Source organism: Novosphingobium olei (assembly GCF_037076535.1).
Taxonomy (GTDB): Bacteria; Pseudomonadota; Alphaproteobacteria; order Sphingomonadales; family Sphingomonadaceae; genus Novosphingobium; species Novosphingobium olei.
Genome location: NZ_AP029021.1, coordinates 2,270,462 through 2,295,005 on the forward strand (window position 1 = coordinate 2,270,462; position 24,544 = coordinate 2,295,005).

The window sequence follows — 24,544 nt, forward strand, 5'->3', positions numbered from 1 at the left end:
ATGACATCACTTTTCCGCCGCACCGCTGCGGCCGTCCTGCTCGCCGCGAGCGCACTTGCCACGTCTGCACATGCCGACACCGGTGGCCGCCCTATCAGTGCCACGCTCCACGCCGATACGCCCGGCCCCGTCTATGACAGGCGGATCTTCACGCAGTTCGCCGAGCACCTCGGCAACGGCATCTACGGTGGGCTCTGGGTAGCGGACGACAAGTCGATCCCGCAGACCAACGGCTTTCGCAATGATGTCGTGGCGGCACTGAAGAACCTGTCGGTACCGGTTATCCGCTGGCCGGGGGGGTGCTTTGCCGACGAATACCACTGGCGCGAAGGCATCGGGCCCAAGGCAAAGCGCCCGGTCAAGGTCAACACGCACTGGGGCGGCGTGACCGAACCCAACGCGGTTGGCACGCACGAATTCTTCGAACTGCTGCGGCAGGTCGGTGCCGAAGCCTACATCGCCGGCAACGTGGGCAACGGTACGCCGCAGGAAATGGCGGAGTGGGTCGAATACATGACCGCCCCGGCCGGCAGCCTGGCCGACCTGCGCGCGCGCAACGGGCACAAGCAGCCGTGGGCGGTACCCTACTTCGGCGTGGGCAACGAACTGTGGGGCTGCGGCGGCAGCATGCGGCCCGAATATGCTGCTGACGTTACCCGCCGCTACGCCACCTTCATCAAGGCGCCGGCCGGCACCCGGATTCTGAAGATCGCCGCCGGGGCGAATGTCGACGACTACACCTGGACCGAGACGATGATGCGCGTGGCCGGTGACATGCTGGATGGCGTGTCCCTGCACTATTACGTGCATCCGGCCGGAGGGTGGCCTCCGCGGGCGCCGGCGGTCGATTTCGACGAACATGGCTGGGCCGATGCCCTCGCCGGCGCGCGCCGGATGGACGAGTTGATCACCCGTCACACCGCAATCATGGACAAGTACGACCCAAAGAAGCGGGTCTTCCTGGCGGTTGACGAATGGGGCGCGTGGTATGCGCAGGATCCGGGCACGCATCCGGGCTTCCTGCGCCAGCAGAATACCCTGCGCGATGCGCTGATTGCCTCGATCCACCTCGACATCTTTGCCCGCCACGCGGACCGCGTGCGCATGAGCGCCATCGCCCAGATGGTCAACGTGCTGCAGGCGATGATCCTGACCGAGGGCCGGAAGATGGTGCTCACCCCGACGTATCACGTGTTCGAGATGTACAAGCCATGGCAGGACGGGACCGTCCTGCCGATCGACATCGACGCGCCGTGGTATGCCAAGGACCAGTTCACGATGCCCGCCGTGAGCGGTTCGGCCGTCAAGGCCAAGGATGGCAAGACCTACGTCGCGCTGTCCAACCTCGATCCCAATCAGGCCAACACCGTGCGGGTGAAGTTGACCGGGGTGGCGGCCAGCGGTGTCTCGGGCCGCGTGCTCACCGCGCCGGCAATCAATTCGCACAACACGTTTGATGCGCCCGACGTGGTCAGGCCGGTGTCCTTCGACGGAGCTTCGATCAGCGACGGTGCGCTTTCCGTCACACTTCCTGCCAAGTCCATCGTGGTCCTGACGCTACAATGACCGCGGCGCAGGTCCTTGGCGACTGGGGCGGCACCAACCTGCGGCTGTGGCGGCTGCGCGGCGGGACGATCACCGACCGGATTGACGGACCCGGAACGACCGCGCTTGCTGGAAATGCAGCGCAGGTTCTTGAGGAGCGCCTGACGGCCTGGGCCGCGCAGGGACCGATTGAGCGCGTTACGCTGTGCGGCATGGCGGGCTCTCCCGCCGGACTTCTGCTGGCCCCGTATGTGCCCTGCCCCTGCACCTTGACGCAGTGGCTCGCCGCGCCGGCCACGGTAAAGGTGGCAGGTATCGACGTCGACGTCTTGCCGGGCCTGTCGCATCGTAGCGATGCGGCCGTGCCCGACGTGATGCGCGGCGAGGAAGCGCAGGTTTTCGGGGCGATTGCGCTGGAACCCTCTCTCGGGCAGGGCAGCCACGTCATTGTCCTGCCCGGGACCCACAGCAAGTGGGTAACGCTCGACGACGGCGCGATCCGTCGCTTCTCGACCGCACCGACCGGTGAAGTGTTCGCCTTGCTTGCTGGCAAGTCGTCGCTGACAGGAAGCAACGAGGGCGGAACCGGCAGTTTCGACGAGGGCTATGCCCGCGGCCTCGAGCGCGCGGGAGAGCCCATCCCAGGCGCCCTGTTCGAGGCCCGGGCAGCCCGCCTGATGGACGGGCGATCACAGGCATGGTCGCGCGGTTACCTCTCCGGCCTGCTGATCGGGGCGGAAGTCGCGCAATTTGCGCCGGGCACGGGGACCGTGATCGTCATCGGCGCGCCAACGCTCGCCACGCTCTATTCAGGCGCGCTGCAAAGCCGCGGCATCGCCTCGCGCACCATCGACGGCGATGCCGCCGTGCTCGCGGGCCTTACCCAATCGCTCCAGCAACAGGACCGGACATGACCATCGAAGAAGCATTGGCTGCGGGCGCTCCGCCGATCGTGGCGATCCTGCGCGGCATCGGCCCGCACGAAGCGGTCGCCGTGTCCGAAGCCCTGGTTGCCGCCGGCGTCCGCCTGATCGAGGTGCCATTCAATTCTCCCGACCCGGCGGTCTCGATCGCGGCCATGGCCGGCGCACTCGGCGATCGGGCCGCGATCGGCGGCGGTACGGTGACCAGCATCGCATTGGCCGAGGCACTCGCGCAGGCGGGCGGATCCTTCATGGTATCGCCCAACGTCGATCCCGGGGTTATCCGGCGCTCGCTGGACCTGGGGATGGACGTCCTGCCCGGTTTCCTCACTCCCACCGAAGCTTTCGCCGCCATCGGCGCGGGCGCGACAAGCCTGAAGCTGTTCCCCGGATCGGTGCTGGGCAGCGCCTATGTCAAAGCCATTGGCGAAGTCCTGCCCGCTGGCACGCGGATATGGGCCGTGGGCGGGGTGGGTCCGGCCAACGTCGCCGAATTCCGCAAGGCCGGTGTATTCGGTATCGGTGTGGGAGGTAGCCTGTACAAGCCGGGCGACGAGCCCGAGGCGGTTGGCGCGAAGGCGCGCGCTCTCGTCGAAGCCTGGATGGCATGCGAGGCATGAGCCGGCTGCGCGTTACCGTGCTGGCGCTTGCCCTGTGGATCGTCCCCACGCCGGGCAACGCGCAGCCCACCCCGTTGACCGGCGACCTGACGGTGCACGACCCCGTGCTGACCCGCGAAGGGGCGACATGGTACGTGTTCAGCACCGTAGGCAAGTATGTCGGGATCAAAACGTCCGCCGACCTGCGACACTGGACAGATGCCGGATCGGTTTTCGCCGAGATACCCGCCTGGGCGCGGCAAGCCGTGCCGGGGACGGAGGGGATCTGGGCACCCGATATCGCTTATGTGAACGGCGAATACCGGCTCTATTACTCGGTATCCACCTTCGGTTCGAACCGCTCGGCAATCGGCCTTGCGACGAGCCCGACCCTCGACCCCAAATCGAAGGCCTATCGCTGGACGGACCGCGGCATGGTTGTGCAATCCACGCCGCAAGACGATTTCAACGCCATCGATCCGAACTTCGTGGCCGAAGGCCAAGGGCGGCAATGGCTTGCGCTGGGCAGTTTCTGGAGCGGTATCAAGCTGTTTGCACTTGATCCGAAGACGGGCAAGCCCGCTCCCGGGACCGAACCCTATACCCTCGCCAGCCGGCCTGCCCCTGCCACCGCACCCGCAGCGATCGAAGCCCCGTTCATCGTGCCGCACGGGGGCGCCTACTACCTGATCGCATCGTACGATTACTGCTGCAAGGGCGTGAACAGCACCTACTACACCGTGGTCGGACGGGCGGACAGGATCACCGGCCCCTACAAGGGTCGCGACGGCAGTTCGATGCTGGAGGGAGGCGGCACCATTCTGCTTCGCGCCGATCTGCAGGAAAAGCAGCGCTATCGCGGACCAGGCCATGCCGGCGCGTTCACCGACGCGGACGGGACGACCTGGCTCGTGTGGCATGCCTACGATCGTGAAGCCAACGGCGCGCCTAAGCTGCGCGTCGGCAAACTGCGCTGGGACGAAACCGGCTGGCCTGTGGCGGAACCGATCGACTGAAGCCAATACGACAGAGAGGACCTGCCATGACAATCTCGCTCTCGCGCCGTGCCTTCGTTGCCGGCGGCGCTGCCCTGCCCATCGCCTGCACTCCCATGGCGGCACACCTGCCCTTGCCGTCGGCTGATGCGGGCCCCGTCAACCCGCTGGTCCGCCAGCGCGCCGACGCCCAGGTATTCCGGCACGACGACGGCTTCTATTACCTGACCGGTTCGGTTCCTGAGTACGATCGCCTGGTGCTGCGCCGATCGAAGACCATCGCGGGGCTTGCGACGGCAGAGGAGCGCGTCCTGTGGCGCCACCAGGCGTCAGGGCCGATGTCCGGGTTCATCTGGGCGCCAGAGCTGCATCTGATCGACGGGCGCTGGATCATGTACTTCGCAGCCGGCCCCAGCGGCGGCGGCGAAGACGTTTTCCGCATCCGCACGTTCGCCGTCGTCTGCGACGGACCCGATCCGATGGCCGGCAACTGGACGGTGCTGGGCCAGTTCCAGGCTCCTTGGGACAGTTTCTGCCTCGATTCCACCAGCTTCGTCCACCGCGGCACCCGCTACTTCGCCTGGGCGCAGCGCGAACCGGGGATCGAGACGAACTCGAACCTCTACATCGCCCCCCTCGCCTCGCCGCTAACCCTCGCGCGCCCGGCGACACGCCTGAGCATTCCGACGCTCGACTGGGAGGTGCGCGGCTTCAAGGTCAACGAGGCGCCCGCCGTGCTGGCCCGCAACGGTCGCCTGTTCATGACCTATTCGGCGAGCGCGACCGACGCGCGCTATTGCCTGGGAATGCTGACCGCGCCCGAGGATGCCGACATCATGGACCCGCGCGCCTGGACCAAGGCGCAAATGCCGGTGTTCGTCACCAGCCGTGAGACGGGCGTGTTCGGCCCAGGCCACAACAGCTTCACGGTCGATGAGCAGGGACGCGACATCCTGGTCTATCACGGGCGGGACTACGAACGGATCGATGGCGATCCGCTGTTCGATCCCAACCGCCACACGCGCGTTCAGCGGCTCTATTTCAAGGCCGATGGGTCGCCGGACTTCGGTGTCCCCGTGGGCAACGGGCCGCTCCCCGTCCGCCTGCTGGGTCCCGACGGATCGGCGCTTTGCTGTGAAGAGGGCCGCCTGTTCGTCGGTGCTGCCCATCTCGCATCGACACAGTTCCGCATGATCGAGGATGCGGCAGGAATCGTGACGATCCAGCCGATCCTGCGCCGTGACGAGCTTGTTACCGTGCTGCCGGATGGCGGCATCGGGCTTGCGCGCAATGGTGCAAGTCCAGCCCAACGTTTCATCGCGCACCGCTCCGCAGAAGGCACGGTATCGCTTGAGTCGGCCGCGCGCCGCTCGTTTGCCCTGTCGGCATCGCGTACCTTGGCGCTCGTTCCGGCGCCCAGCGCAACGCTTTGGCGCGTGGATTGATTACTCGGCGTTGTTCATACCAATGCATGGTGCAGATTGGAGAGCTGCCTGGCTGCTGCGTCGCTTTGGCAGCACTTCTTCCGACCGCCTCCAGAGCGCAAAAAAATCCCCTTGCCAAGAATAACTCAGACAAATAATTAGTCAGACAAATTTGGGCATGGCGAAGGGGCTGGCCCATAACAGGGAGGGTGATCTCATGGCGATCAAGCCATTTGCTTTCGGTACGACGTCGGTTCTCGCGCTCACGCTGTCGACGGTTGCGCACGCGCAGGCTGTGGACGCGGCTTCTGCGGACGCGGCGGCGGGCGATGAAATCGTCGTCAGCGGCGTGCGCGCCTCGATCGTGGGCGCATTGAACGTTCGCAAGCAGTCGACCCAGATCGTCGATTCCATCGTCGCGGAAGATGTCGGCAAGCTGCCCGACAACAACGTCGTGGAAGCGCTGCAGCGCGTTACCGGTATCCAGATCACCGATCGCGCCGGTGGCGAAGCAGGCGCCGTTACGATCCGTGGTCTGTCTGACCCGCTGACCACGCTCAACGGCCGCAATATCTTCACCGCCGCCGGACAGTCGTTCGCGTTGCAGGATATTTCCGCAAACCTCGTCAAGGCGGTGAACGTCTACAAGACGCGCTCGGCGGACCAGATCGAGACCGGCCTTGCCGGCCAGATCGACGTCGAAACCCGCCGCCCGTTCGATTTCGATGGGTTCACCATCTCGGGCCTCGCCCGCGGCATCTACAACGAGCAGGCCGATAGCTATAACCCCAACGTTGCCCTGCTTGTCAGCGATCGCTGGGAAACCGGCATCGGCGACATCGGACTGCTGGTCAACGCAAGCTACAGCAAGACCAAGTACCGGAACATGAGCACGACGGCCGGTGCCTTCGTGCCCTTCGCCACCGAGACGCCGCCCGCGGGTTCGGGCCTGAGCAAGCTTGAGCGCATCTTCCCCGGCCCGGGCAACGTCAACTGGCAGCCAGGGCTCAACGCCGGCCTACCCACGGCTGCGGGCTCCACGCTCAACATCAATGGCGTCGACGTTCCATATTACCTTGGCCGCGATGCGGTGTTCAGTTCGGACCTGTATGGCAAGCGTGAACGGCCCTCGTTCAACGTGGCGCTGCAATGGGCACCGAACAGCAGCTCGGTCTACACGGCCGAGGTGTTCTATGCCGGCTTCCGCGGCAACACCTTCAATTCGCTGCAGTTCAGCTTCGTCGACTGGTGGGGCAATCCGGGACCGGTCCAGCTCTATGATGGCACCAACATCATCAAGTCGCGCACCGTCGACAATGTCTACGGGTTCAACAGCGGCGATTACGCCACCAACCGCACCGACAGCTACGTCTATGCGCTGAACGGCAAGTGGGACCTTGGCAACCGCGGCAAGATCACAGCAGACCTCGCCTATCAGACCAGCACCAACAAGACGACGTTCCAGGCCATGCGCACCGATCGTGTCGCTGACCAGATCGTGGTCGATTTCAACAAGAGCGGCGGAATCCCCTCGTTCCACTTCAACGATGACAGCCTGCTGGCTGATCCGTCGGTTTGGAACGTCGCGGAGTTCTATGACAACGCCAATGAAGCCAAGGGCGATGCGATCACCGGTACGCTCGACGGCTACTACACCTGGGACGACGGCTTCCTTCGTTCGATCAAGGCCGGCCTGCGCGTCGATCGCCGAATCGCGCAGACCTTCGTGCGGACACAGGATGGCGGCCGCCTGAACCGGGCCTTGAACGCGGCCCTTCCCGCTGACGGCCTGTTCACAAACAGCGGCTTCTTCGACGGCCGCGCCGATGTACCGACCAGCTGGGTCTTGCCGAGCGGATACTGGATCAACTCGCACGCCGACGAAGTGCGCACACTTTATGGCCTGAAGACTTCGGATCAGCTGGTGCTCGATCGCGTGTTCGACATCACCGAAACGACGATGTCGGCCTATATCATGGCCGACGCGCAGATCGACCTGTTCGGGCGCCCGCTGAAGCTTCAGGGTGGCGTGCGTTTCGTGAACGTCGATACCGACAGCCGCTTCTTCGACCGCTATAACGGCGGTGCCGAAACCAACGCGTCAAGCGGATCGAACAAGTTCCTCCCGGCCTTCACGCTGCGGTATGAGGTGACCGATAACCTGCGGCTGCGCTTCAATTACGGTGAAACGCTGCGTCGTCCGAACTTCACCGACATCAACCCGAACTACAGCCTGACTGGCGATCTCACCAACGTCGGCTATGGCTCGGGCTCGGCGGGCACGGCGAACCTTCGCCCGACCCATTCGAAGAACTTCGACCTGGCGCTCGAATGGTACTTCGACCGCGACAGCGCGATCTACGTCACCGGCTTCCGGCGCGAGATCGACGGGCTGGTGGTGCCGCTGACGGTACGCGAATACATCCCGAACAATGGCATCCAGGCCGGCGCGACGGACTACTTTGCGATCACCCGTCCGGTGAATGCATCGAATGGCGTGCTCAAGGGCGTCGAAGTCGGCGTGACCTACTTCCCGCACTACCTGCCCGGCCCGCTCGACGGCCTGGGCTTCCAGGGCAGCGTCACGATCCTCGATTCGAAGCAGAACATCCCGGAATCCGACAGCGCCGGAAACATCGTCGGCCAGTCGACATCGCAGTTCTTCGGGGTGTCCAAGCTTTCGTACAATGCGACGCTCGCCTACGACAAGGGGCCCTTCAATGCCCGCCTGTCGTACATCTGGCGCAAGGAGTTCCTCCACAACAACGAGGCACGCCTGTTCGCCAACCCGATCGGCGTGTGGTTCCGCCCCGAAAAGAGTCTCGACCTTCAATTGACCTGGAACGTCACGGACAAGATCGGCGTCACCTTCGACGCGGTAAACCTGACCAACTCGACCCAGCAGAACTATTATCGGTTCGGCGACGTCGGCAATGCGGACCAGTTCAACCTGGGCACCACACTGCTGGCGCGCACCTTCGCGCTGGGCGTGCGTTTCAAGTTCGACTGATCGCGCCACTTGTACGGCGAAGGCCGCCCCGCGCTCCCTCGCGCCGGGCGGCCTTCCTGGTGGCGGTCGCCTGGCGCCGAAAGGCTTCTCTCCGCGCGTAGCGGCATGCGACCGCCATCAATACGTAGGAGGTTATGCTCAGGCCGCAGCCCGCGCCCAGTCGCGCGCTTCGGCCGAGGCGGTCCAGCGGATCGCGTTCTCGATCAGGCGGCGATAGACCGGGTTGGCATAAGTCACCTCGTCGTCGCCCGGCTGGAGATAGACCAGCGGGCTGTTGCCCGCGCGCTTGGCCCAGCCGATCAGGTTGCTGCCAGGCGCATGGTCCCAGCCTTCGTTCGAGAACATCGTGCCCTCGATCGCGGCGGTGGCGGAATAGAAGTTGTCGCGCTCGAACCGGTAGTCCGAGCGCAGCAGCGGAACGACGTCCTCCTCGAAGATCTCGGCGAGGTAGAGCTCGTCGGTCAGCGCAAACATCGGCGGTATGCCGGCCATGACCGGGTGATCGGGCGCGACCACCTGCGCGTTGTAGCTCGCCTGGTGGCGATAGCCCGAATCGAGCCGCGCCGCGCCGCGCAAGGTGGCGGCGCGATAGAGAAAGCGCCCGCCGACGATTTCGGCAAAGCCTTCCCAGGCGGGCCAGCCGGCAATCGCGTGGTGCGTGGCGACGACGCCGATGCCCCGCTCCAGCAACCGGTCGATCCCTTCGCGCACCGCGTCGGGGATCGGCACCGGCGCGCCCGGAACGGGTCCGTGGAAATCGATACCGGGCATGTCGTAGAGCAGCAGCACGTCGAACTGGTCGGCCAGATCAGGCTGCATCAGCAGCGACGCGGCGGGCTGGTCGACGAAGGTGACCGAAATGCCCTCCATGCCATCGAACAGCGCGGCATAGGCGTTGCGGTCGAACGGATGGCCGCGCACGGCGGCAAGGACCTTCAATGGGGCGTGATAGTCGATTGTCGGCATGCCGCCTTGGTACCACCCTGCCCTCCGAGCGCGATGCCCACTTTGGATAGGGGCCGGCTTGCCGAGAGCTTCGGGCGAGGTCTTGCGCGAGCCGGTAAGGGGCAATCAGTCCCAGTTGCCGACGAGCGCCATTTCCTCGTCTGCGCCCAGCGGCGACGTCGCGCCGATGCGGCGGTAGGCGTCCTCGATCGCCGGCGACGGCGCACTGTTTCCGGACGATGCCGCGTCGCCTTGCGCCTCGGTCACCCAGCGTCCGTTGCGGCGGCAGGCAAGGCCGCTGGCGCGCGCGAGGGTGTATTCGCGGCACCAGCTGCCGTCGGCGGCCCGCACCGTCAGCACGGGCGTCAGCATCCGGCCATCGGCGAGATGCGCGGTGCGCCCGGAAGGCGTGCCTTCGAGCGCGAGCGACACCGGATCGGCCGCGCTCTTGGCTGCACGCGGCCTTAGCGCCGAGACGACACCCGCTGCGACCATTGCCATGGCAGCGACGATCATGGCCAGGCGCTTCCAGCTCCAAGCCCCCGGCCGTGGTGCCGCCACAGTCTGCGGCCGGGCATGGCCTCGGCTCAGCCGCTCAACAATTTCAGGCTCGACCGATGGTGTGCGGCGCGGGGCGCGGTCGGCAAGCTGGCGGTCGCGGTCACGCCGTTCAAGCGCCAGGCGGGCCAGTACCACGTCGGCGGCGATTTCGCGGTCGAACGCGGCTTCCTCATCGGCAGTCATCGCACCGTCGAGATAGGCAGCAAGGCGTTCTTCGGTGTGGTCGCTCATCACCGTGTCTCCGCGCTACGGGGCATTCCGGCGGGCATTTCCGCGCGGGCGGACACAAGACCGCTGCAAACCGAAACGCTCGGCACGGCGGAAGCTTGCGCAATGGGATGGTAACGCAATTCGCGGGGCCAGACGAGCAGCCAAGTCCCTGTGACACCTGTACAAGCGCGACCAGTACGGCAGCGATCCGCGCGGTATTGGAGCAATCGTCCGTGACGCAGCGGCAGCGCGCGTTGCAGGGAGATCGCCGATCGCATCGTCATGATGCCAAGTGTCCTCCTCCGCGCGGTTAAGATCAAGGAAATAGTCGGACGACCGAGAGGGCAGACGTAATCGGTTGACGACCTTTCGACATTTCGGCAATATTCGAAATATGGATTCAGACGAGCAAGCTTCCCATGTCGTCCGTGCGCTCGGCGCGCTGGCGCAGGACCATCGCCTGGCAGCGTTTCGCCTGCTGATCGAGGCCGGCGGCAACGGCCTTGCCGCGGGCGAGCTTGCCGCTCGCCTTGCGCTCGCGCCCTCCTCGCTCAGCCATCACCTTGCGCTGCTGGCACAGGCCGGGCTGGTCAGCCAGGAACGCCGCAGCCGTTCGATCATCTACCGCGCCGAACTGGCGGCGATGAGCGCGCTGATCGGCTACCTGACCGAAAATTGCTGCGGCGGGGCGGACTGCGGGATCGCCGCCCCCGCCTGCACGATTCCCGCCCCTTGCGAGTGAGCGGCAGGATGACCCGCCCGATTCTGGCAGAGGCCGTCGGCAGCTTCCTTCTGTTTGCGACCGTAATCGGCTCGGGCGTGATGGGCGAAAGCCTGGCGCAGGGCAACGTCGCGGTGGCGCTGCTGGGCAACACCATCGCCACCGGCGCGATGCTCCACGTGCTGATCACCATGCTCGGGCCGATCTCCGGCGCGCATTTCAATCCGGCGGTAACGCTGGTGTTCCGCATCCTCGGCGCGCTCGATACGCGCCAGGCGCTGGGGCACGTTGCGGCGCAGATCGCGGGCGGCATCCTTGGCGTGTGGTGCGCACACGCGATGTTCGGGCTCGATGTGCTGCAGTTGTCGACCAAGGCGCGCAGCGGCGCGGGCCAGTGGACCGGCGAGGTGGTGGCGACGTTCGGTCTGGTGCTGACGATCATCGGCACCCTGCACCATCGGCCCCGCGCGGTACCGGCCGCGGTTGCGCTCTATATTACCGCCGCCTACTGGTTCACCTCCTCGACGAGCTTCGCCAATCCCGCGATCACGCTGGCGCGCAGCCTGTCGGACACCTTCGCCGGCATCGCACCTGTCGATGCCGCCCCGTTCATCGCCTGCCAGCTGGCCGGCGCCCTGCTCGCGCTTGGCGCTGCCCGGCTGTTGTTCCCGCAAGCCGAGCTCGACAAGGACGCCACCGCCGATGCCTGAAACCGCCACCCCAACCGCTCCCGCTCCGGTCGACATCGTCGTCTACCACAACCCTGCCTGCGGCACTTCGCGCAACACGCTGGCGATGATCCGCAACGCGGGGATCGAGCCGCACGTGGTCGAATATCTCAAGACCCCGCCGACCCGCTCGCTGCTCGAAAGCCTGATCGCGCGGGCCGGGATCACCGTGCGAGATCTGCTGCGCGCCAAGGGCGATCTCTACGACCAGCTCGGCCTTGCCGACGAAAGCCTGTCCGACGCGGCGCTGCTCGATGCGATGATGGCGCACCCCATCCTGATCAACCGACCGCTGGTGGTCTCGCCGCTGGGCGTGCGGCTGTGCCGTCCGTCGGAACTGGTGCTCGATCTGCTCCCCGCCGCGCAGCAGGGCGCGTTCGCCAAGGAAGATGGCGAACAGGTGGTCGATGCGGCAGGCAACCGCGTCGGATGAGCGATAGCAAGCATGGTCGTCTGCGCACGCTCGATGCGCCGGGCGTGCTGCCTGCGCTAAAGCCTGCCTATCTCGACGCAAGTCCGGCGCTGGGTCTTGGCCCGCTCGATCACCCGCCCCGCATCCTGCTGCTCTATGGCTCGCTGCGCGAACGCTCGTTTTCGCGGCTGGCGGTGGAGGAAGCGGCGCGGCTGCTTCATCACTTCGGCTGCGAAACACGGATCTTCGACCCTTCCGATCTGCCCCTTCCCGACCAGGTGGCGGGCGACGATCATCCCGCCGTCCATGAACTGCGCGAACATTCGCTCTGGTCGGAAGGACAAGTCTGGTGCAGCCCGGAACGGCACGGCCAGATCACCGGGATCATGAAGGCGCAGATCGACCACCTGCCCCTTGCCTACAAGGGCCTGCGCCCGACGCAGGGGCGCACGCTGGCGGTGATGCAGGTCTGCGCAGGGTCGCAATCGTTCAACTCGGTCAATACGTTGCGGGTGCTGGGCCGGTGGATGCGGATGTTCACCATCCCCAACCAGTCGAGCGTGGCCAAGGCCTATGAGGAGTTCGACGAGGCGGGCCGGATGAAGCCGTCGAGCTACTACGACCGGATCGTCGACGTGATGGAAGAACTGGTCCGCTTCACCGTCCTGCTGCGACCGCATGCCGATCGCTTGGTCGATCGCTACTCCGAACGCGTGGAGCAGGACCGCCCGGTTGCCGCCGCATCCGCCATCCTTTCCTCGATCTGAGGATAGCGCCGCAAGAAGTTCTTCTTGGGGGGTGTGTAGCAAAGCATTTGCTTGACGCTCATGAGTCTATCAAATAGATAGAGATTAACCCGAGGCGAACGGAGTCCAGGCCGTTCCCTTCGTTTCAAGGGTTCCAGGACCGCGGCATTTTACGGGCAAGCTTTGCTCCGCGTGACCAATAGCTAAAGCGCGCGACACCAGGGCGACATCGCCAGGCGTCGTGTTCCCCTCAACAACGAGGTGACATGATGCGCATGACCATGATGCGCGGCTAGGCCGCGTAACGGCAGGACCAGGAGCAGCCGGGCGCCCCTTTGGACGGGAGGCGCGACGCCTTCTCCTTGCGCCTTAAAACCCAGACACATCAGCACTTCCGCCGCCATCGCGCGGCAGGGGGATCGCCATGCACAGACTGACGCAGGCCGACCTGCGCGATCTGGCGCGATATCCGGTGTCTTTGCAGCAGATCATCGCCGCCCTCGCCGGCGTCGAGCTTTCGGCATGCGCCGAAGGCCTGCCCCGCACTGCGCCCGCCGCGCCCGCGTCCGCAGAAAACCGGCCCGACTAAGCATCCGCAAAGAACGAAGGTTCAGGGATCGACCAATGAAGAACGTACCGAACACTGTCAGCACCGCGCTTCTTGCTTCGGCAAGCGCGCTCGCCCTTTTCGCCAGCCCTGCGTTCGCCGCCGATGGCGCGGCCGAGGAGCAGGCGTCCTCTTCCGCCGCCACGCTCGCACCGTCGGACGCGGCTGACGAAGGCGGCATCGTCGTCACCGGTTCGCGCCGCCGCGAAGAGAATGTGCAGGATATCCCGCTCGCCGTCTCGGTGGTCAGCGCCGCCGCGCTCGAAAAGCGGGGCGATTACACGCTCGGCCAGATCCAGCAGCAGGTGCCCAGCCTGCAGGTCTTCAGCTTCAACCCGCGCAACACCAACATCAACATCCGCGGCCTCGGCTCCAACGTCTCGCTGACCAACGACGGGCTCGAAAACGGCGTCGGCTTCTACATCGACAACGTCTACTACGGCCGTGTCGGCCTGACCCAGTTCGACCTCGTCGATCTCGAAAGCATCGAAGTGCTGCGCGGGCCCCAGGGCACGCTGTTCGGCAAGAACACCACCTCGGGCGTGATCAACATCACCAGCCGCAAGCCGAGCTTCGACCCCGAAGCCTCTTTCGAAGCGAGCGTCGGCAACTACGGCTACCACCAGATCCGCGGATCGGTTTCGAGCGCGGTGATCAAGGACCTGCTCGCCGTGCGCGTGTCGGGCGCGATCAGCCAGAACGACGGCTTCGTCTACAACAAGACGACGGCGAGCCGCGCGCAGGATTATCGCAACGAAAGCATCCGCGCGCAGGCGCTGTTCACGCCTTCGTCGAACCTCGAAGTTCGCGTGATCGGCGACTATTCGCGCCAGCGCCAGCACAACGTGCTCAACCTGTTCGTCGCCAACCACACGACGTATGCCGACGGCACCAAGATCGCCAATAACTTCACCGATCGCACTTCGCGCTTTGCCGGCTACACCCTGCCAAGCTTCAACGCCTTTGACCGCGTGGGCGAAGCGGACAGCCATTACCAGGCGAACATGGCGGGCTATGGCGTTTCGGGGCAGGTCGACTGGGATCTGGGCGGCGCGGCGCTGACGTCGATCACCGCCTATCGCTGGTGGGACTGGGATCCGGCCAACGATGCCGACAACACCTCGCTGCCGGTGATCGTCAAGGCGCAGCAGGCCAACCGCCAGCGCCAGTTCAGCCAGGAAATCCGCCTTGCCAGCAAGGGCACCAACACCTTCGACTACGTCGTCGGCGCCTATTACTTCTGGCAGACGGTGCGCGGCTATGGCGCCACCGGCTATGGCTCGGCAGCGCCGACCTGGTTCATCCCGACGGTGGCCAAGGCAGTCGCCAACGCCGCGCTCAACGGTTACGAGGTCAACTCGTATTCCGAGCCGCAGACCCGCACGATCGCGGCGTTCGGCCAGACCGACTGGCACGTCACGCCTTCGCTGACGCTCACCACGGGCCTTCGCTTCACCCACGAGGAAAAGAAGGGCAAGTTCCAGCAATGGGTGGCAAGCGCCGCCAATATCTCGGCCTTTCCCGCCGCCGTACAAGCGGCAATCCTTGGCATCCGAGCGAACTTCAACAAGGTCGTCCCGCTCTACAAGACCCGCTTCAACGACGACAGCCTGTCGGGCCTCGCTTCGCTGAGCTGGAAGGTCGCGCCCGACGTCCTGCTCTATGGCACGTACGCGCGCGGCAACAAGTCGGGCGGGCTCAATCTGACGCAGCTGCCGGCCAGCATCACCGACCCGACGGTGCGCCCGGAAAAGGTGAATTCGTTCGAAGCGGGCTTCAAGTCACAGTTCTGGGACCGCCGCGCCACGTTCAACGCGGCCGCGTTCCTGACCGAGATCAGCGACTACCAGACCGCCATCACCGACGTCGACCCGGCCAACCCGCTGGTCACCCGCCAGTACATCGCCAACATCCCCAAGGTCCGCTCGAAGGGTGTGGAAGGCGACTTCAACCTGGCGCTGAGCCAGCATTTCCAGGTCAACGCATCGGCCAGCTACACCGAGGCGACGTACGTCCGCTACACCAATGCCCCGGTCGCGCCCGAACAGCACGGCATCGTCAACCAGGACCTGTCGGGCGAGCAGCTGCCCGGTGTGCCCAAGTTCGCCTATACCCTTGGCGCGGATGCCAATGCGCCGCTGGGTGAACTGGGCGGGCGCGAACTGAGCATCTACGCCCACGCCGACTGGTCGTACCGCACCCACTTCAACACCTCGTCGAGCAATTCGGCCTGGGCCGACGTCGCGGGCTACGGCCTGCTCAACGGCCGCATCGGCTTCAAGACCGCCGACGGCCTGTGGGATGCCTCGATCTGGGCCCGCAACCTGCTCGACAAGAACTACTACCTCAGCCTCTCGGCCGCGACCACTGGCGTCGTCACCGGCCAGGTGGGCGAACCGCGGACCATCGGCGCCACGCTGCGCACGAAGTTCTGATCCCACCAGCCAGACGACCAGGGAGCTGCGTCATGCCCTTTCATACCGCAACGGAGGATCGCCCCTCTGACGTGCTGGGCAGGACGCGGCTCTTGCGCTTCTCGGCGATGGCCGTGCCGATCTATGCTGCGGCGCAGCCGGTGGTGGCCTTCGTGCCGGCAATCCTGTCGCGCCACTATGGCATACCGCTCGCCTCGCTCGGCGTGCTGTTCCTGATTGGCCAGGCGCTCAATTCGCTGCTCGATCCGGTGATCGGCGCGCTGTCCGACCGCACCGTCAGCCGCTTCGGGCGGCGGCGGCCGTGGATCGCGGGCGGCGGTTTGCTGTTCATCATCGGCTGCGCGATGCTGTTCTTCCCGCCCGCCGGCTTCGTCAGCGTGGCCTGGGTCTCGATCGCGGTGCTGCTCTACTACACCGGCGCTGCGGCGACGGTCACGCCGCTGCTCGCCTGGTCGGGCGAGATCAGCGGCGATTACCATGAACGCACGCGCATCGCCTCGCTCTTCACCTTCCTTTCGGCCTCGGCGCTGGTGCTCACGCTGGTGCTGCCGGCGATCGCGGACCAGCTGCGGCCCGACGATGGCCCGCTGCGGCTGACGCTGTTCGGCATCCTCGTGCTCGGCACCGCCGTGCCCAGCCTGTGGCTCACCCTGACCGCCCTGCCCGATCGCAGCGCCGTGCCGGGCGAACAGGGCCCGTTCGATCTCAAGGCCACGCTGCGCGCGGTCTTTGCCAACAAGCTGCTGCTGCGCGTGCTCGCTTCGGACACCGCCGTCACCGCAGGTCAAGGCGTGCGCACCGCGCTGCTGCTGTTCGTGATCACGATCTACTTCGGCAAGCCCGAATGGGCCGCCGGCATGTTCCTGTTCCAGTATTCGTTCGGCATCCTGGCCGGGCCGATCTGGCAGCGCATCGGCCAGGCGCTGGGCAAGAGCCGCGCTGCAGTGCTCGCCGAACTCGTGCAGACCGCGATCAACCTCGGCCTCGTCTTCCTGACGCCGGACCGGTTCGGCCTGATGCTGTTCCTCGCCTTCCTGCAGGGGTTGAGCCAGGGTTCGGGCAACCTCATGCTGCGCTCGATGGTGGCGGACATCGCCGACCATCACCGCGTCGAAACCGGCGAGGACCGCGTCGGGCTGTACTACTCGGTGTTCAGCGTCTCGCAGAAGCTCGGCGGCGCGCTGGCCGTGGGCATTGCCCTGCCGCTGGTGTCGGCCTTCGGCTTCGATCCGCGCGGCGTGGTCAACCCGCCGCAGGCACTCGAGGCGCTGGTGCTGGTTTTCGCGCTCGGCCCGGCCCTCGCCCATGCCCTTTCCGCAGCGCTCGTCGCCGGCTTCCCGCTCGACAGCCGCGCCCACGCCGAAATCCGCAGCAGGCTCGATGCCCGGGTGCCCGAGCTTGTTCCGGCAGAATGATCCCCTCCCCCCTGAAGTGCCCCCGACATCCCTGAGGAGACGTGAAATGACTGCAATCGTGACCTACGCGAACGCCAAGGACCCCGCCTCGCCGCTCGACATCCGCCCCGTGACCGGCACCATCGGCGCCGAAATACGCGGCGTGACCCTGTCGGGGGATCTGGACGGCAGCACCGTTCAGGCGATCAAGGACGCCGTCGTCCGCCACAAGGTGGTGTTCTTCCGCGATCAGCATGAACTCGACGATGGAGCCCACGAAGCCTTCGCCGCGCTGTTCGGAGATCCGGTCGCGCACCCGACCGTGCCGGTCGCCGAAGGTTCGCGCTACCTGCTCGAGCTTGACAGCAAGGAAGGCTACGCCGCGTCGAGCTGGCACACCGACGTCACCTTCGTCGATGCCTACCCCAAGGGTTCGATCCTGCGCGCGATCACCATTCCCGAAGCGGGCGGCGACACGCTGTGGGCCAACGGCGAGACGGCGTACGAAGGCCTGCCGGAATCGCTGCGCCAGCTGGTGAACAACCTCTGGGCGGTGCACACCAACGTCTACGACTATGCCGCCGTGCTGCAGAACGCGCCGAAGAACGACGAGGCGGAGAAGAACCGTTCGGCCTTCAACCGCAACGTCTTCGCCTCGACCGTCTACGAAACCGAACATCCGGTGGTCCGCGTCCACCCCGTCTCGGGCCAGCGCAGCCTGCTGCTGGGCCACTTCGTCAAGCAGTTCGTCGGGCTGAACCAGGCGGATTCGGCGCGCCTGTTCCAGATCCTGCAGGATCACATCACCCGCCCCGAAAACGTCGTGCGCTGGAACTGGCGCAAGGGCGACGTGGCGTTCTGGGACAACCAGTCGACCCAGCACCGCGCCGTGGCCGACTTCGGCCTGCAGCGCCGCACCCTGCGCCGCGCGACCGTGGCGGGCGAAGTGCCGGTGGGCATCGACGGCCGCACCAGCCGCATCGTGCGCAAGGAAAAGGCCACGCAGTACGAACAGGCCTGATCGGCCTTACCTGACACGCTCCCTCGGAGGCGGCCCCCTCGGTCGCCTCCACCCATTTCCCGATGCGAAGGTTCGCCCCGATGTACCGTGACGCCCAAACCGACCACGGCTGGGAAGCGCCCCTGGCGCCAGGCCATCCAGCGCCCGCACGCCAGCCCTTGCTGCGCCGCCTTCTGCGCGAACCGCTGACCCATTTCGTCGCCATCGGCATCGGCATCTTCGTGATCAGCCACGTGATCGAGGAGCGCCAGTCGCGCTACAACCTCACGCTGACCAACGCCGACGTGCTGCGCATCGCCAACTCCTACGCCCAGCAATATGGCGCGCAGGCAACGCCCGAACAGATGCGCACGATGATCGACAACGCCGTGCGCGAAGAGATCTACCTGCGCGAAGGCCTCGCACTCGGGCTCGACCGCAACGACGAGATCGTCCGCCGCCGCATCGCCCAGAAGTTCGATTTCCTGCAGCAGGACCAGGCCGCCCCGCGTGAACCGAGCGAGGCGCAACTGCGCGGCTGGTACGGCTCGCACCGCGACCGCTTCGCCGCGCCCGCCAAGGTTTCGTTCGAACAACGCTACTTCGCGCCGGATCAGCGCGGGGATGCTGCGGCCAGGGCACTCGCCACGTCCGCATTGGCCCATCCCGAAACCGCGCCGGGCGACACCTTTCCCGGACCGCCCCGGATCGTCTCGCTCGCCCGCGACGACGTTGACCGCGTATTCGGCGGCACAGGCTTTGCCGCGAACGTCTTCGCCGCGCCCACGGACCGGTGGACGGGCCCGTTCCGTTCGGGCTTCGGCTGGCATCTCGTCCGCGTGACGGAGCACAGCGCCGCCCATCCGCGCAGCTTTGACGAAGCCCGCGCCGATGTGCGCAGCGACTGGATCGAGGCGGACCGCAAGGCGCGCAATGACCAGGCGTGGCAGCAACTGCGCGCGCGCTACACCGTAACCGTGCCGCAGGTGCGCTGATGCGGCGGATCCGCGCCCTTCTCGCGCTCTTTGCGCTGCTTGTCGGCGTAGCCATGGCCGGCTCGACGGGCGCTTGTGCGCACGAAGTGCGGCCCGCCTTTCTCGAGATCACCGCCCGCGCGGATGGCAAGGCCGACGTCACCTGGAAGCAGCCGTCCATCGGCATGCTGGTTGTGCCCTTGCGCCCGCGCATTTCGGGCGGGCTGATCGACGGCAAGGCAAGCCGCGTCGAAAGCGCCACCAATTTCGAGATCCGCCATTGGGATGGGGTCGACATTGGCACGAACGGGCTCAATGGCCGCGAAGTGCGGGTCGATGGGCTGGACCAGACGATCACTGACACGCTCGTCCTGATCCACCTTGCCAATGGCGACGAGGAAAGCCGCGTGCTGACCCCGGGTGAGCCGGCGATGACGATCGACGCCCACGCCGGTGCCGCCGTTCCCGCCTATCTCGTGCTCGGCATCGAACACATCCTGACCGGCATCGACCACCTGCTGTTCGTGTTCGGCCTGTTGCTGCTCAGCTCGGGCTGGCGGCAGCTGCTGCGCACCATCACCGCCTTCACCATCGCCCATTCGATCACGCTCGCGCTTACCGCGCTGCACGTGATGGCGCTCGATCCTGCGCTGGTGGAAGCGATGGTCGCCTGGTCGATCCTGTTCCTCGCGGTCGAACTGGTGCGCAAGCAGCGCGGCGCCGATGGCCTGACCCAGCGCCAGCCATGGCTGGTCGCCTTCGGTTTCGGCCTGCTCCACGGCGCTGCCTTCGCCGGCGCGCTCAAGCAGATCGGCCTGCCGCAAGGCAACATCCCGGCCTCGCTGTTCCTGTTCAACGTCGGCGTCGAGATCGGCCAGCTGCTGTTCGTTGCCGCTGTCATGGCCGCGCTGTGGGGCCTCAAGCGGCTGCGCTGGCCCGCCGCCACGCCGCGCATCGCCTGGACGGCGGCGAGCTACGCGATCGGCTCGTTCTCGTTTTTCTGGTTTCTCGAGCGGTTCCACGCCGTGATCGACTTTGCATGACGACAGGAGGGGACTTACCATGACCAAGCGTACCCGCTGGCTTGCCGGCGCTGCCATCGCCGCACCGCTCGCCTACCATCTGCTGATCGGCTTCGGCACCGCCTCGGCCAGCCAGCCGGTCGGCGCCGCAAGCGCCGCGGCGCAGCCGGCCGGGGTGCAGACGTTTCCGGACAAGCAGGCCTTCTTCGGCGACCTGCACCTCCACACCACCAATTCGTTCGACGCCTATGTGCTGATGGGCACGCGCACCACGCCCGAAGATGCCTATCACTTCGCGCGCGGCGACACGATCCAGTACCTGGGCCAGCCGATCAAGCGCAGCTTCCCGCTGGATTTCGAAGCGGTCACCGACCACTCCGAGAACCTCGGCGTGTTCAACCAGCTCGACGATCCCAACAGCACATTCTCGCTTTCCGACATCGGCAAGCTGGCGCGCGAAGGTGGGGCGGCCAACTTCATCAAGATCGCGCTGCTGATCACCAGTGGCAAGCCGCTGGGCGGCAATGCCGATCAGGTGGCAGCCTCCACCTGGGCGCGCGAGATCGAGACGGCAAACAAGTTCAACGAACCGGGCAAGTTCACCGCCTTCATCGCCTATGAATGGACCTCGATGCCGGGCGGCGCGAACCTGCACCGCAACGTGATCTTCAAGGGCGACAAGGCGCCCGCGCCGTTCACCGCAATCGACAGCAAGGATCCGAAGGACCTGTGGACCTGGCTTTCGAAGATCCGGGGACAAGGCTACGAAGCGCTGGCCATTCCGCACAACGGGAACGCCTCGAACGGGCTGATGTACGACTGGACCTCGCTTGACGGAAAGCCGATCGACGAAGCCTGGGCCCAGCTGCGCGCCACCAACGAGCCGCTGTCCGAAGTCTCGCAGAACAAGGGCACCAGCGAAACCCACCCGGCGCTTTCGGCCAATGACGAATTCGCCAACTACGAAATCTTCGACAAGCTGCTGCTCGGCAACACCCCGAGCAAGCCGGCCGGTTCCTACTGGCGCGATGCGCTGGGTCGCGGGCTCGTGCTGCAGCAGAAGCTTGGCGTGAACCCCTACAAGGACGGTGCGGAAGGATCGAGCGATCTGCACGGCGGGCTGCAGGTCAGCACCGCACAGGAATACGGCGGCATTGCCGGCGCGAACCTGGGCGGCGGCAAGCTGAAAGGCGACACTGCCAAGGAACAGCTCGGCCTTGCGCCTGGCCACACCGTCGGCCTCAATCCGGTGATCCTCAGCCCCGGTGCCCTGACCGGCGTGTGGGCAGAGGCCAACACGCGCGACGCGCTCTACGCCGCGTTTCGCCGCAAGGAGACCTATGCCACCAGCGGAAGCCGCCTGATGGTGCGCTTCTTCGGCGGTTGGGACTTTTCGCGCAGCTTCGTGGCCAAGCCCAACTGGGTGCACGATGCCTACAAGCTCAGCGTGCCGATGGGCGGCGACCTGCCGCAGGCGCGCGCCGGAAAGGCGCCGAACTTCGTGATCGAGGCGGTGAAGGATCCGCTGAGCGGCAATCTCGACCGCGTGCAGGTGGTCAAGGTCTTCCTTGAAGGCGGCAAGCAGCAGGAAAGGATCTTCGACGTTGCCTGGGGCAATGCCGCCGGCGGCGCCCGCAAGGTCGACTCCAGGACTGGCAAGCTGGCGCCCATCGGCAATACGGTCGATCTCAAGACCGGCAAGTGGGACAACTCGATCGGCGCCGCCCGCCTCGCCACGGTGTGGACCGATCCCACCTTCAAGGCCGACCAGGCCGCAGTCTACTACGTCCGCGTGCTGGAAATCCCGACCCCGCGCTGGTCCACCCTGCGCGCGATCGAGTTCGGCCTGCCGCTGCCCAAGGAAGTCGCGCCGACGATCCAGCAGCGCGCCTGGTCCTCGCCGATCTGGTACACGCCCACACGCAGCCGCTGATCGCAGCGCCGTGCATTGAACGGGGAGGCGCGCCGGGCGTGCCTCCCCGTTTTGCTTATGGGTTCTTTACGCCCGCGCGCCGCCTTTCCCGTGGAAGCTTAACGGGCACGCGGCCCACATCGTCTCTCGCGCTATCCTTCAAGGAGCCCGAGATGATTTCCACCCAAAGCCTTCGCCGCGCCGCGCAAGGTCCGCGTTCCCGCCGCCTTGGCGTCGCGCTGCGGCTGACCGGCGCGGCCGTGCTGGCCGCCTCTGTCGCCACCGGCGCGTTCGAGGAACGCGAACAGCACATTTTTGGCGGCGCCAGCGCGCTTGCCCTGCTGCTCTCGCTCGCCGTCGTCCTGCTGGCGTGGAGCGGGCTGACCCTGCTCGTCGGCGGGCGCGAACTGTTCCGCCCGCAGCCTGCGCCGCCGCGCTCGTGGCTGCCCGAACGTCGGCGCCACCGGTCGTGACCGATCTCGTCTGGATCGCCGTGCTCGCCGGCCTCGTCCTCGCCACGCTAGCCTTCCTGCGCCTGTGCGAAAGCGCCTGAGGAGACTTTTCCCATGCATCTGCCCGAACTGCTCGCCGCGATCACCGCGGCGGGCCTCGTCGTCTATCTCGTCGCCGCGCTGCTGCGGCCCGAGCGGTTCTGAGAAGGGCCCACCGTCATGACTTTCGCCGGCTGGCTTCTCATCCTCGGCTTCACCGCGCTCGTCGCGCTGCTGGCCAAGCCGTTCGGGCTGTGGCTCTTCGCGCTGTACGAAGGCCGCACCACCCCGCTCCACCGCGTCGCCGGCCCGATCGAGCGCGGGTTCTATCGCCTGTCCGGCATCGATCCTGACCGTCAGCAAAGCTGGCAGGCCTATGCCGTGCACATGCTGATGTTCCAGCTGGTGACGACGCTGTTCACCTACGCCGTCCTGCGCCTGCAGGGCGTGCTGCCACTCAATCCGCGCGGCCTTGCCGGCGTCGGCGCGGATGGCGCGATGAACACGGCCATCGCCTTCGTCACCAACACCAACTGGCAGTGGTATTCGGGCGAGGCGACGCTTTCCAACCTGTCGCAGATGCTGGGCCTGACGATCCACAACTTCCTGTCGGCCGCAACCGGCATTGCCATCGCCTTCGCGCTGTTCCGCGGCTTTGCGCGCACCGCGACGAAAACGGTCGGCAACTTCTGGGCCGATATGACGCGCGTCACGCTCTACCTGCTGCTGCCCGCCTCGATCCTCTACGCGCTGTTCCTGGTGCTTTGCGGCGTGCCGCAGACTTTCGCCGGCAGCATCGATGCCACGACGCTCGAAGGCGCGCGCCAGACGATCGCGCTTGGCCCCGTCGCCAGCCAGGAGGCGATCAAGATGCTTGGCACCAATGGTGGCGGCTTCTTCAACGCCAACTCCGCCCACCCGTTCGAAAACCCCAGCGCGCTGACCAACCTGGTCCAGATGCTGTCGATCTTCGTGCTCGGTGCGGGGCTTACCTTCACCTTCGGCAAGGCGGTCGGCAACACCCGCCAGGGCTGGGCGATCCTTGCCGCCATGCTTGCGCTGTTCCTTGTCGGCGCATCGGTAACGTATTGGCAGGAAGCCGCGGGCAACCCCGCGCTGCACCAGATCGGCCTTGCCGGCGCCAACATGGAAGGCAAGGAAGTGCGCTTCGGCATTGCCGCCAGCGCGCTGTTCTCGGTCGTCACCACCGCTGCATCCTGCGGCGCGGTCAACGCCATGCACGACAGCTTCACCGCGATCGGCGGCCTGGTGCCGATGTTCAACATGCAGCTGGGCGAAATCGTGATCGGCGGCGTCGGGTCGGGGATCTACGGCTTCCTGCTCTATGCCCTGCTCGCGGTGTTCATCGCCGGGCTGATGGTCGGTCGCACGCCCGAATACGTCGGCAAGAAGATCGAGGCGCGCGAGGTCAAGCTGGCGGTGCTGGCCATCGTCATCCTGCCGCTCTGCATCCTCGGCTTCACCGCGCTGTCCGTGGTGCTGCCGGCGGGTCTTGCAGGCCCCCTGAACAAGGGCCCGCATGGCTTCTCCGAAGTGCTCTATGCCTTCAGCTCGGCCACCGGCAACAATGGCTCGGCCTTTGCGGGGCTTACCGCGGGCACGCCCTTCTACAACGGCCTTCTTGGCGTTGCGATGTGGCTGGGACGCTTCCTCGTGATCGTCCCCGTGCTGGCCATCGCCGGCAGCCTTGCCGCCAAGAAGCACACCCCCGCGACATCGGGATCGTTCCCGACCACCGGCGGCCTGTGGATCGGGCTGCTCGTCGCCACGATCCTGATCGTCGGCGGCCTCACCTTCCTGCCTTCGCTCGCGCTCGGCCCGGTGGCGGACCACCTGACCCTGCTGTCCGGCAAGCTTTACTGAGGACCA

22 protein-coding genes are annotated in these 24,544 nt (G+C 66.1%); 20 read left to right on the top strand and 2 right to left on the bottom strand.

The features are described from left to right. From AACH40_RS10710 to AACH40_RS10735, 6 genes are all read left to right on the top strand, one after another. Positions 1–1,566, top strand: a complete 1,566-nt coding sequence (locus tag AACH40_RS10710; protein WP_338642399.1) for an alpha-N-arabinofuranosidase — start codon at positions 1–3, stop codon at positions 1,564–1,566. Next, positions 1,563–2,459, top strand: coding sequence for a 2-dehydro-3-deoxygalactonokinase (locus AACH40_RS10715; protein ID WP_338642400.1), 897 nt, complete (start codon positions 1,563–1,565; stop codon positions 2,457–2,459). The genes AACH40_RS10710 and AACH40_RS10715 overlap by 4 nt, the downstream gene beginning before the upstream one ends. Beyond that, complete coding sequence (locus AACH40_RS10720; protein WP_338642401.1) at positions 2,456–3,088, top strand: 2-dehydro-3-deoxy-6-phosphogalactonate aldolase; 633 nt, start codon at positions 2,456–2,458, stop codon at positions 3,086–3,088. The genes AACH40_RS10715 and AACH40_RS10720 overlap by 4 nt, the downstream gene beginning before the upstream one ends. Further along, on the top strand, positions 3,085–4,083 hold the full coding sequence (locus AACH40_RS10725) for an arabinan endo-1,5-alpha-L-arabinosidase (RefSeq protein WP_338642402.1): 999 nt from the start codon (positions 3,085–3,087) through the stop codon (positions 4,081–4,083). The genes AACH40_RS10720 and AACH40_RS10725 overlap by 4 nt, the downstream gene beginning before the upstream one ends. Positions 4,084–4,109: 26 nt before the next feature. Next, a complete protein-coding gene (locus tag AACH40_RS10730) occupies positions 4,110–5,507 on the top strand; it encodes a glycoside hydrolase family 43 protein (RefSeq protein WP_338642403.1) in 1,398 nt (465 codons plus the stop codon). A 196-nt stretch (positions 5,508–5,703) separates the two neighbouring features. Beyond that, complete coding sequence (locus AACH40_RS10735; RefSeq protein ID WP_338642404.1) at positions 5,704–8,496, top strand: TonB-dependent receptor; 2,793 nt, start codon at positions 5,704–5,706, stop codon at positions 8,494–8,496. 138 nt (positions 8,497–8,634) lie between these two features. Here the strand turns inward: AACH40_RS10735 and AACH40_RS10740 are convergent, their stop codons facing one another. After that, positions 8,635–9,462 (bottom strand): ThuA domain-containing protein, encoded by an 828-nt coding sequence (locus AACH40_RS10740; RefSeq protein ID WP_338642405.1) that lies wholly within the window; start codon positions 9,460–9,462, stop codon positions 8,635–8,637. 105 nt (positions 9,463–9,567) lie between these two features. After that, positions 9,568–10,233 carry a hypothetical protein gene (locus AACH40_RS10745; protein WP_338642406.1) on the bottom strand — a complete coding sequence of 222 codons (666 nt, stop codon included), beginning with the start codon at positions 10,231–10,233 and terminating at the stop codon, positions 9,568–9,570. 373 nt (positions 10,234–10,606) lie between these two features. Between AACH40_RS10745 and AACH40_RS10750 the strand changes: the two genes are divergently transcribed. From AACH40_RS10750 to kdpA, 14 genes are all read left to right on the top strand, one after another. Beyond that, positions 10,607–10,954, top strand: a complete 348-nt coding sequence (locus AACH40_RS10750) for a metalloregulator ArsR/SmtB family transcription factor (RefSeq protein WP_338642407.1) — start codon at positions 10,607–10,609, stop codon at positions 10,952–10,954. Between the two features lie 8 nt (positions 10,955–10,962). After that, positions 10,963–11,643 carry an MIP/aquaporin family protein gene (locus tag AACH40_RS10755; protein WP_338642408.1) on the top strand — a complete coding sequence of 227 codons (681 nt, stop codon included), beginning with the start codon at positions 10,963–10,965 and terminating at the stop codon, positions 11,641–11,643. Continuing rightward, positions 11,636–12,094 (top strand): arsenate reductase (glutaredoxin), encoded by a 459-nt coding sequence (arsC, locus tag AACH40_RS10760; RefSeq protein ID WP_338642409.1) that lies wholly within the window; start codon positions 11,636–11,638, stop codon positions 12,092–12,094. Before AACH40_RS10755 ends, arsC begins: the two co-directional genes overlap by 8 nt. After that, the gene (gene arsH, locus AACH40_RS10765; protein WP_338642410.1) at positions 12,091–12,840 is read left to right on the top strand and encodes an arsenical resistance protein ArsH; all 750 of its coding nucleotides are present in this window, start codon (positions 12,091–12,093) and stop codon (positions 12,838–12,840) included. Before arsC ends, arsH begins: the two co-directional genes overlap by 4 nt. Before the next feature lie 403 nt (positions 12,841–13,243). Further along, positions 13,244–13,408, top strand: a complete 165-nt coding sequence (locus AACH40_RS10770) for a hypothetical protein (RefSeq protein ID WP_169493118.1) — start codon at positions 13,244–13,246, stop codon at positions 13,406–13,408. 35 nt (positions 13,409–13,443) lie between these two features. After that, on the top strand, positions 13,444–15,861 hold the full coding sequence (locus tag AACH40_RS10775; protein WP_338642411.1) for a TonB-dependent receptor: 2,418 nt from the start codon (positions 13,444–13,446) through the stop codon (positions 15,859–15,861). Positions 15,862–15,893: 32 nt separating this feature from the next. Further along, entirely contained in the window at positions 15,894–17,276 is a 1,383-nt protein-coding gene (locus tag AACH40_RS10780) for an MFS transporter (protein WP_338642412.1), read from the top strand. A gap of 46 nt (positions 17,277–17,322) precedes the next feature. Next, positions 17,323–18,276 carry a TauD/TfdA dioxygenase family protein gene (locus AACH40_RS10785; protein ID WP_169493121.1) on the top strand — a complete coding sequence of 318 codons (954 nt, stop codon included), beginning with the start codon at positions 17,323–17,325 and terminating at the stop codon, positions 18,274–18,276. A gap of 80 nt (positions 18,277–18,356) precedes the next feature. Continuing rightward, positions 18,357–19,250, top strand: a complete 894-nt coding sequence (locus tag AACH40_RS10790; RefSeq protein ID WP_338642413.1) for a peptidyl-prolyl cis-trans isomerase — start codon at positions 18,357–18,359, stop codon at positions 19,248–19,250. Further along, the gene (locus AACH40_RS10795; protein ID WP_338642414.1) at positions 19,250–20,272 is read left to right on the top strand and encodes a HupE/UreJ family protein; all 1,023 of its coding nucleotides are present in this window, start codon (positions 19,250–19,252) and stop codon (positions 20,270–20,272) included. The genes AACH40_RS10790 and AACH40_RS10795 overlap by 1 nt, the downstream gene beginning before the upstream one ends. A gap of 19 nt (positions 20,273–20,291) precedes the next feature. Continuing rightward, entirely contained in the window at positions 20,292–22,184 is a 1,893-nt protein-coding gene (locus AACH40_RS10800) for a DUF3604 domain-containing protein (protein ID WP_338642415.1), read from the top strand. A 152-nt stretch (positions 22,185–22,336) separates the two neighbouring features. Further along, entirely contained in the window at positions 22,337–22,636 is a 300-nt protein-coding gene (locus AACH40_RS10805; protein WP_338642416.1) for a hypothetical protein, read from the top strand. Between the two features lie 93 nt (positions 22,637–22,729). Beyond that, on the top strand, positions 22,730–22,819 hold the full coding sequence (kdpF, locus tag AACH40_RS10810) for a K(+)-transporting ATPase subunit F (protein ID WP_169493126.1): 90 nt from the start codon (positions 22,730–22,732) through the stop codon (positions 22,817–22,819). Positions 22,820–22,834: 15 nt separating this feature from the next. Further along, positions 22,835–24,538, top strand: a complete 1,704-nt coding sequence (gene kdpA / locus AACH40_RS10815; RefSeq protein ID WP_338642418.1) for a potassium-transporting ATPase subunit KdpA — start codon at positions 22,835–22,837, stop codon at positions 24,536–24,538. Positions 24,539–24,544: the final 6 nt, after the last annotated feature.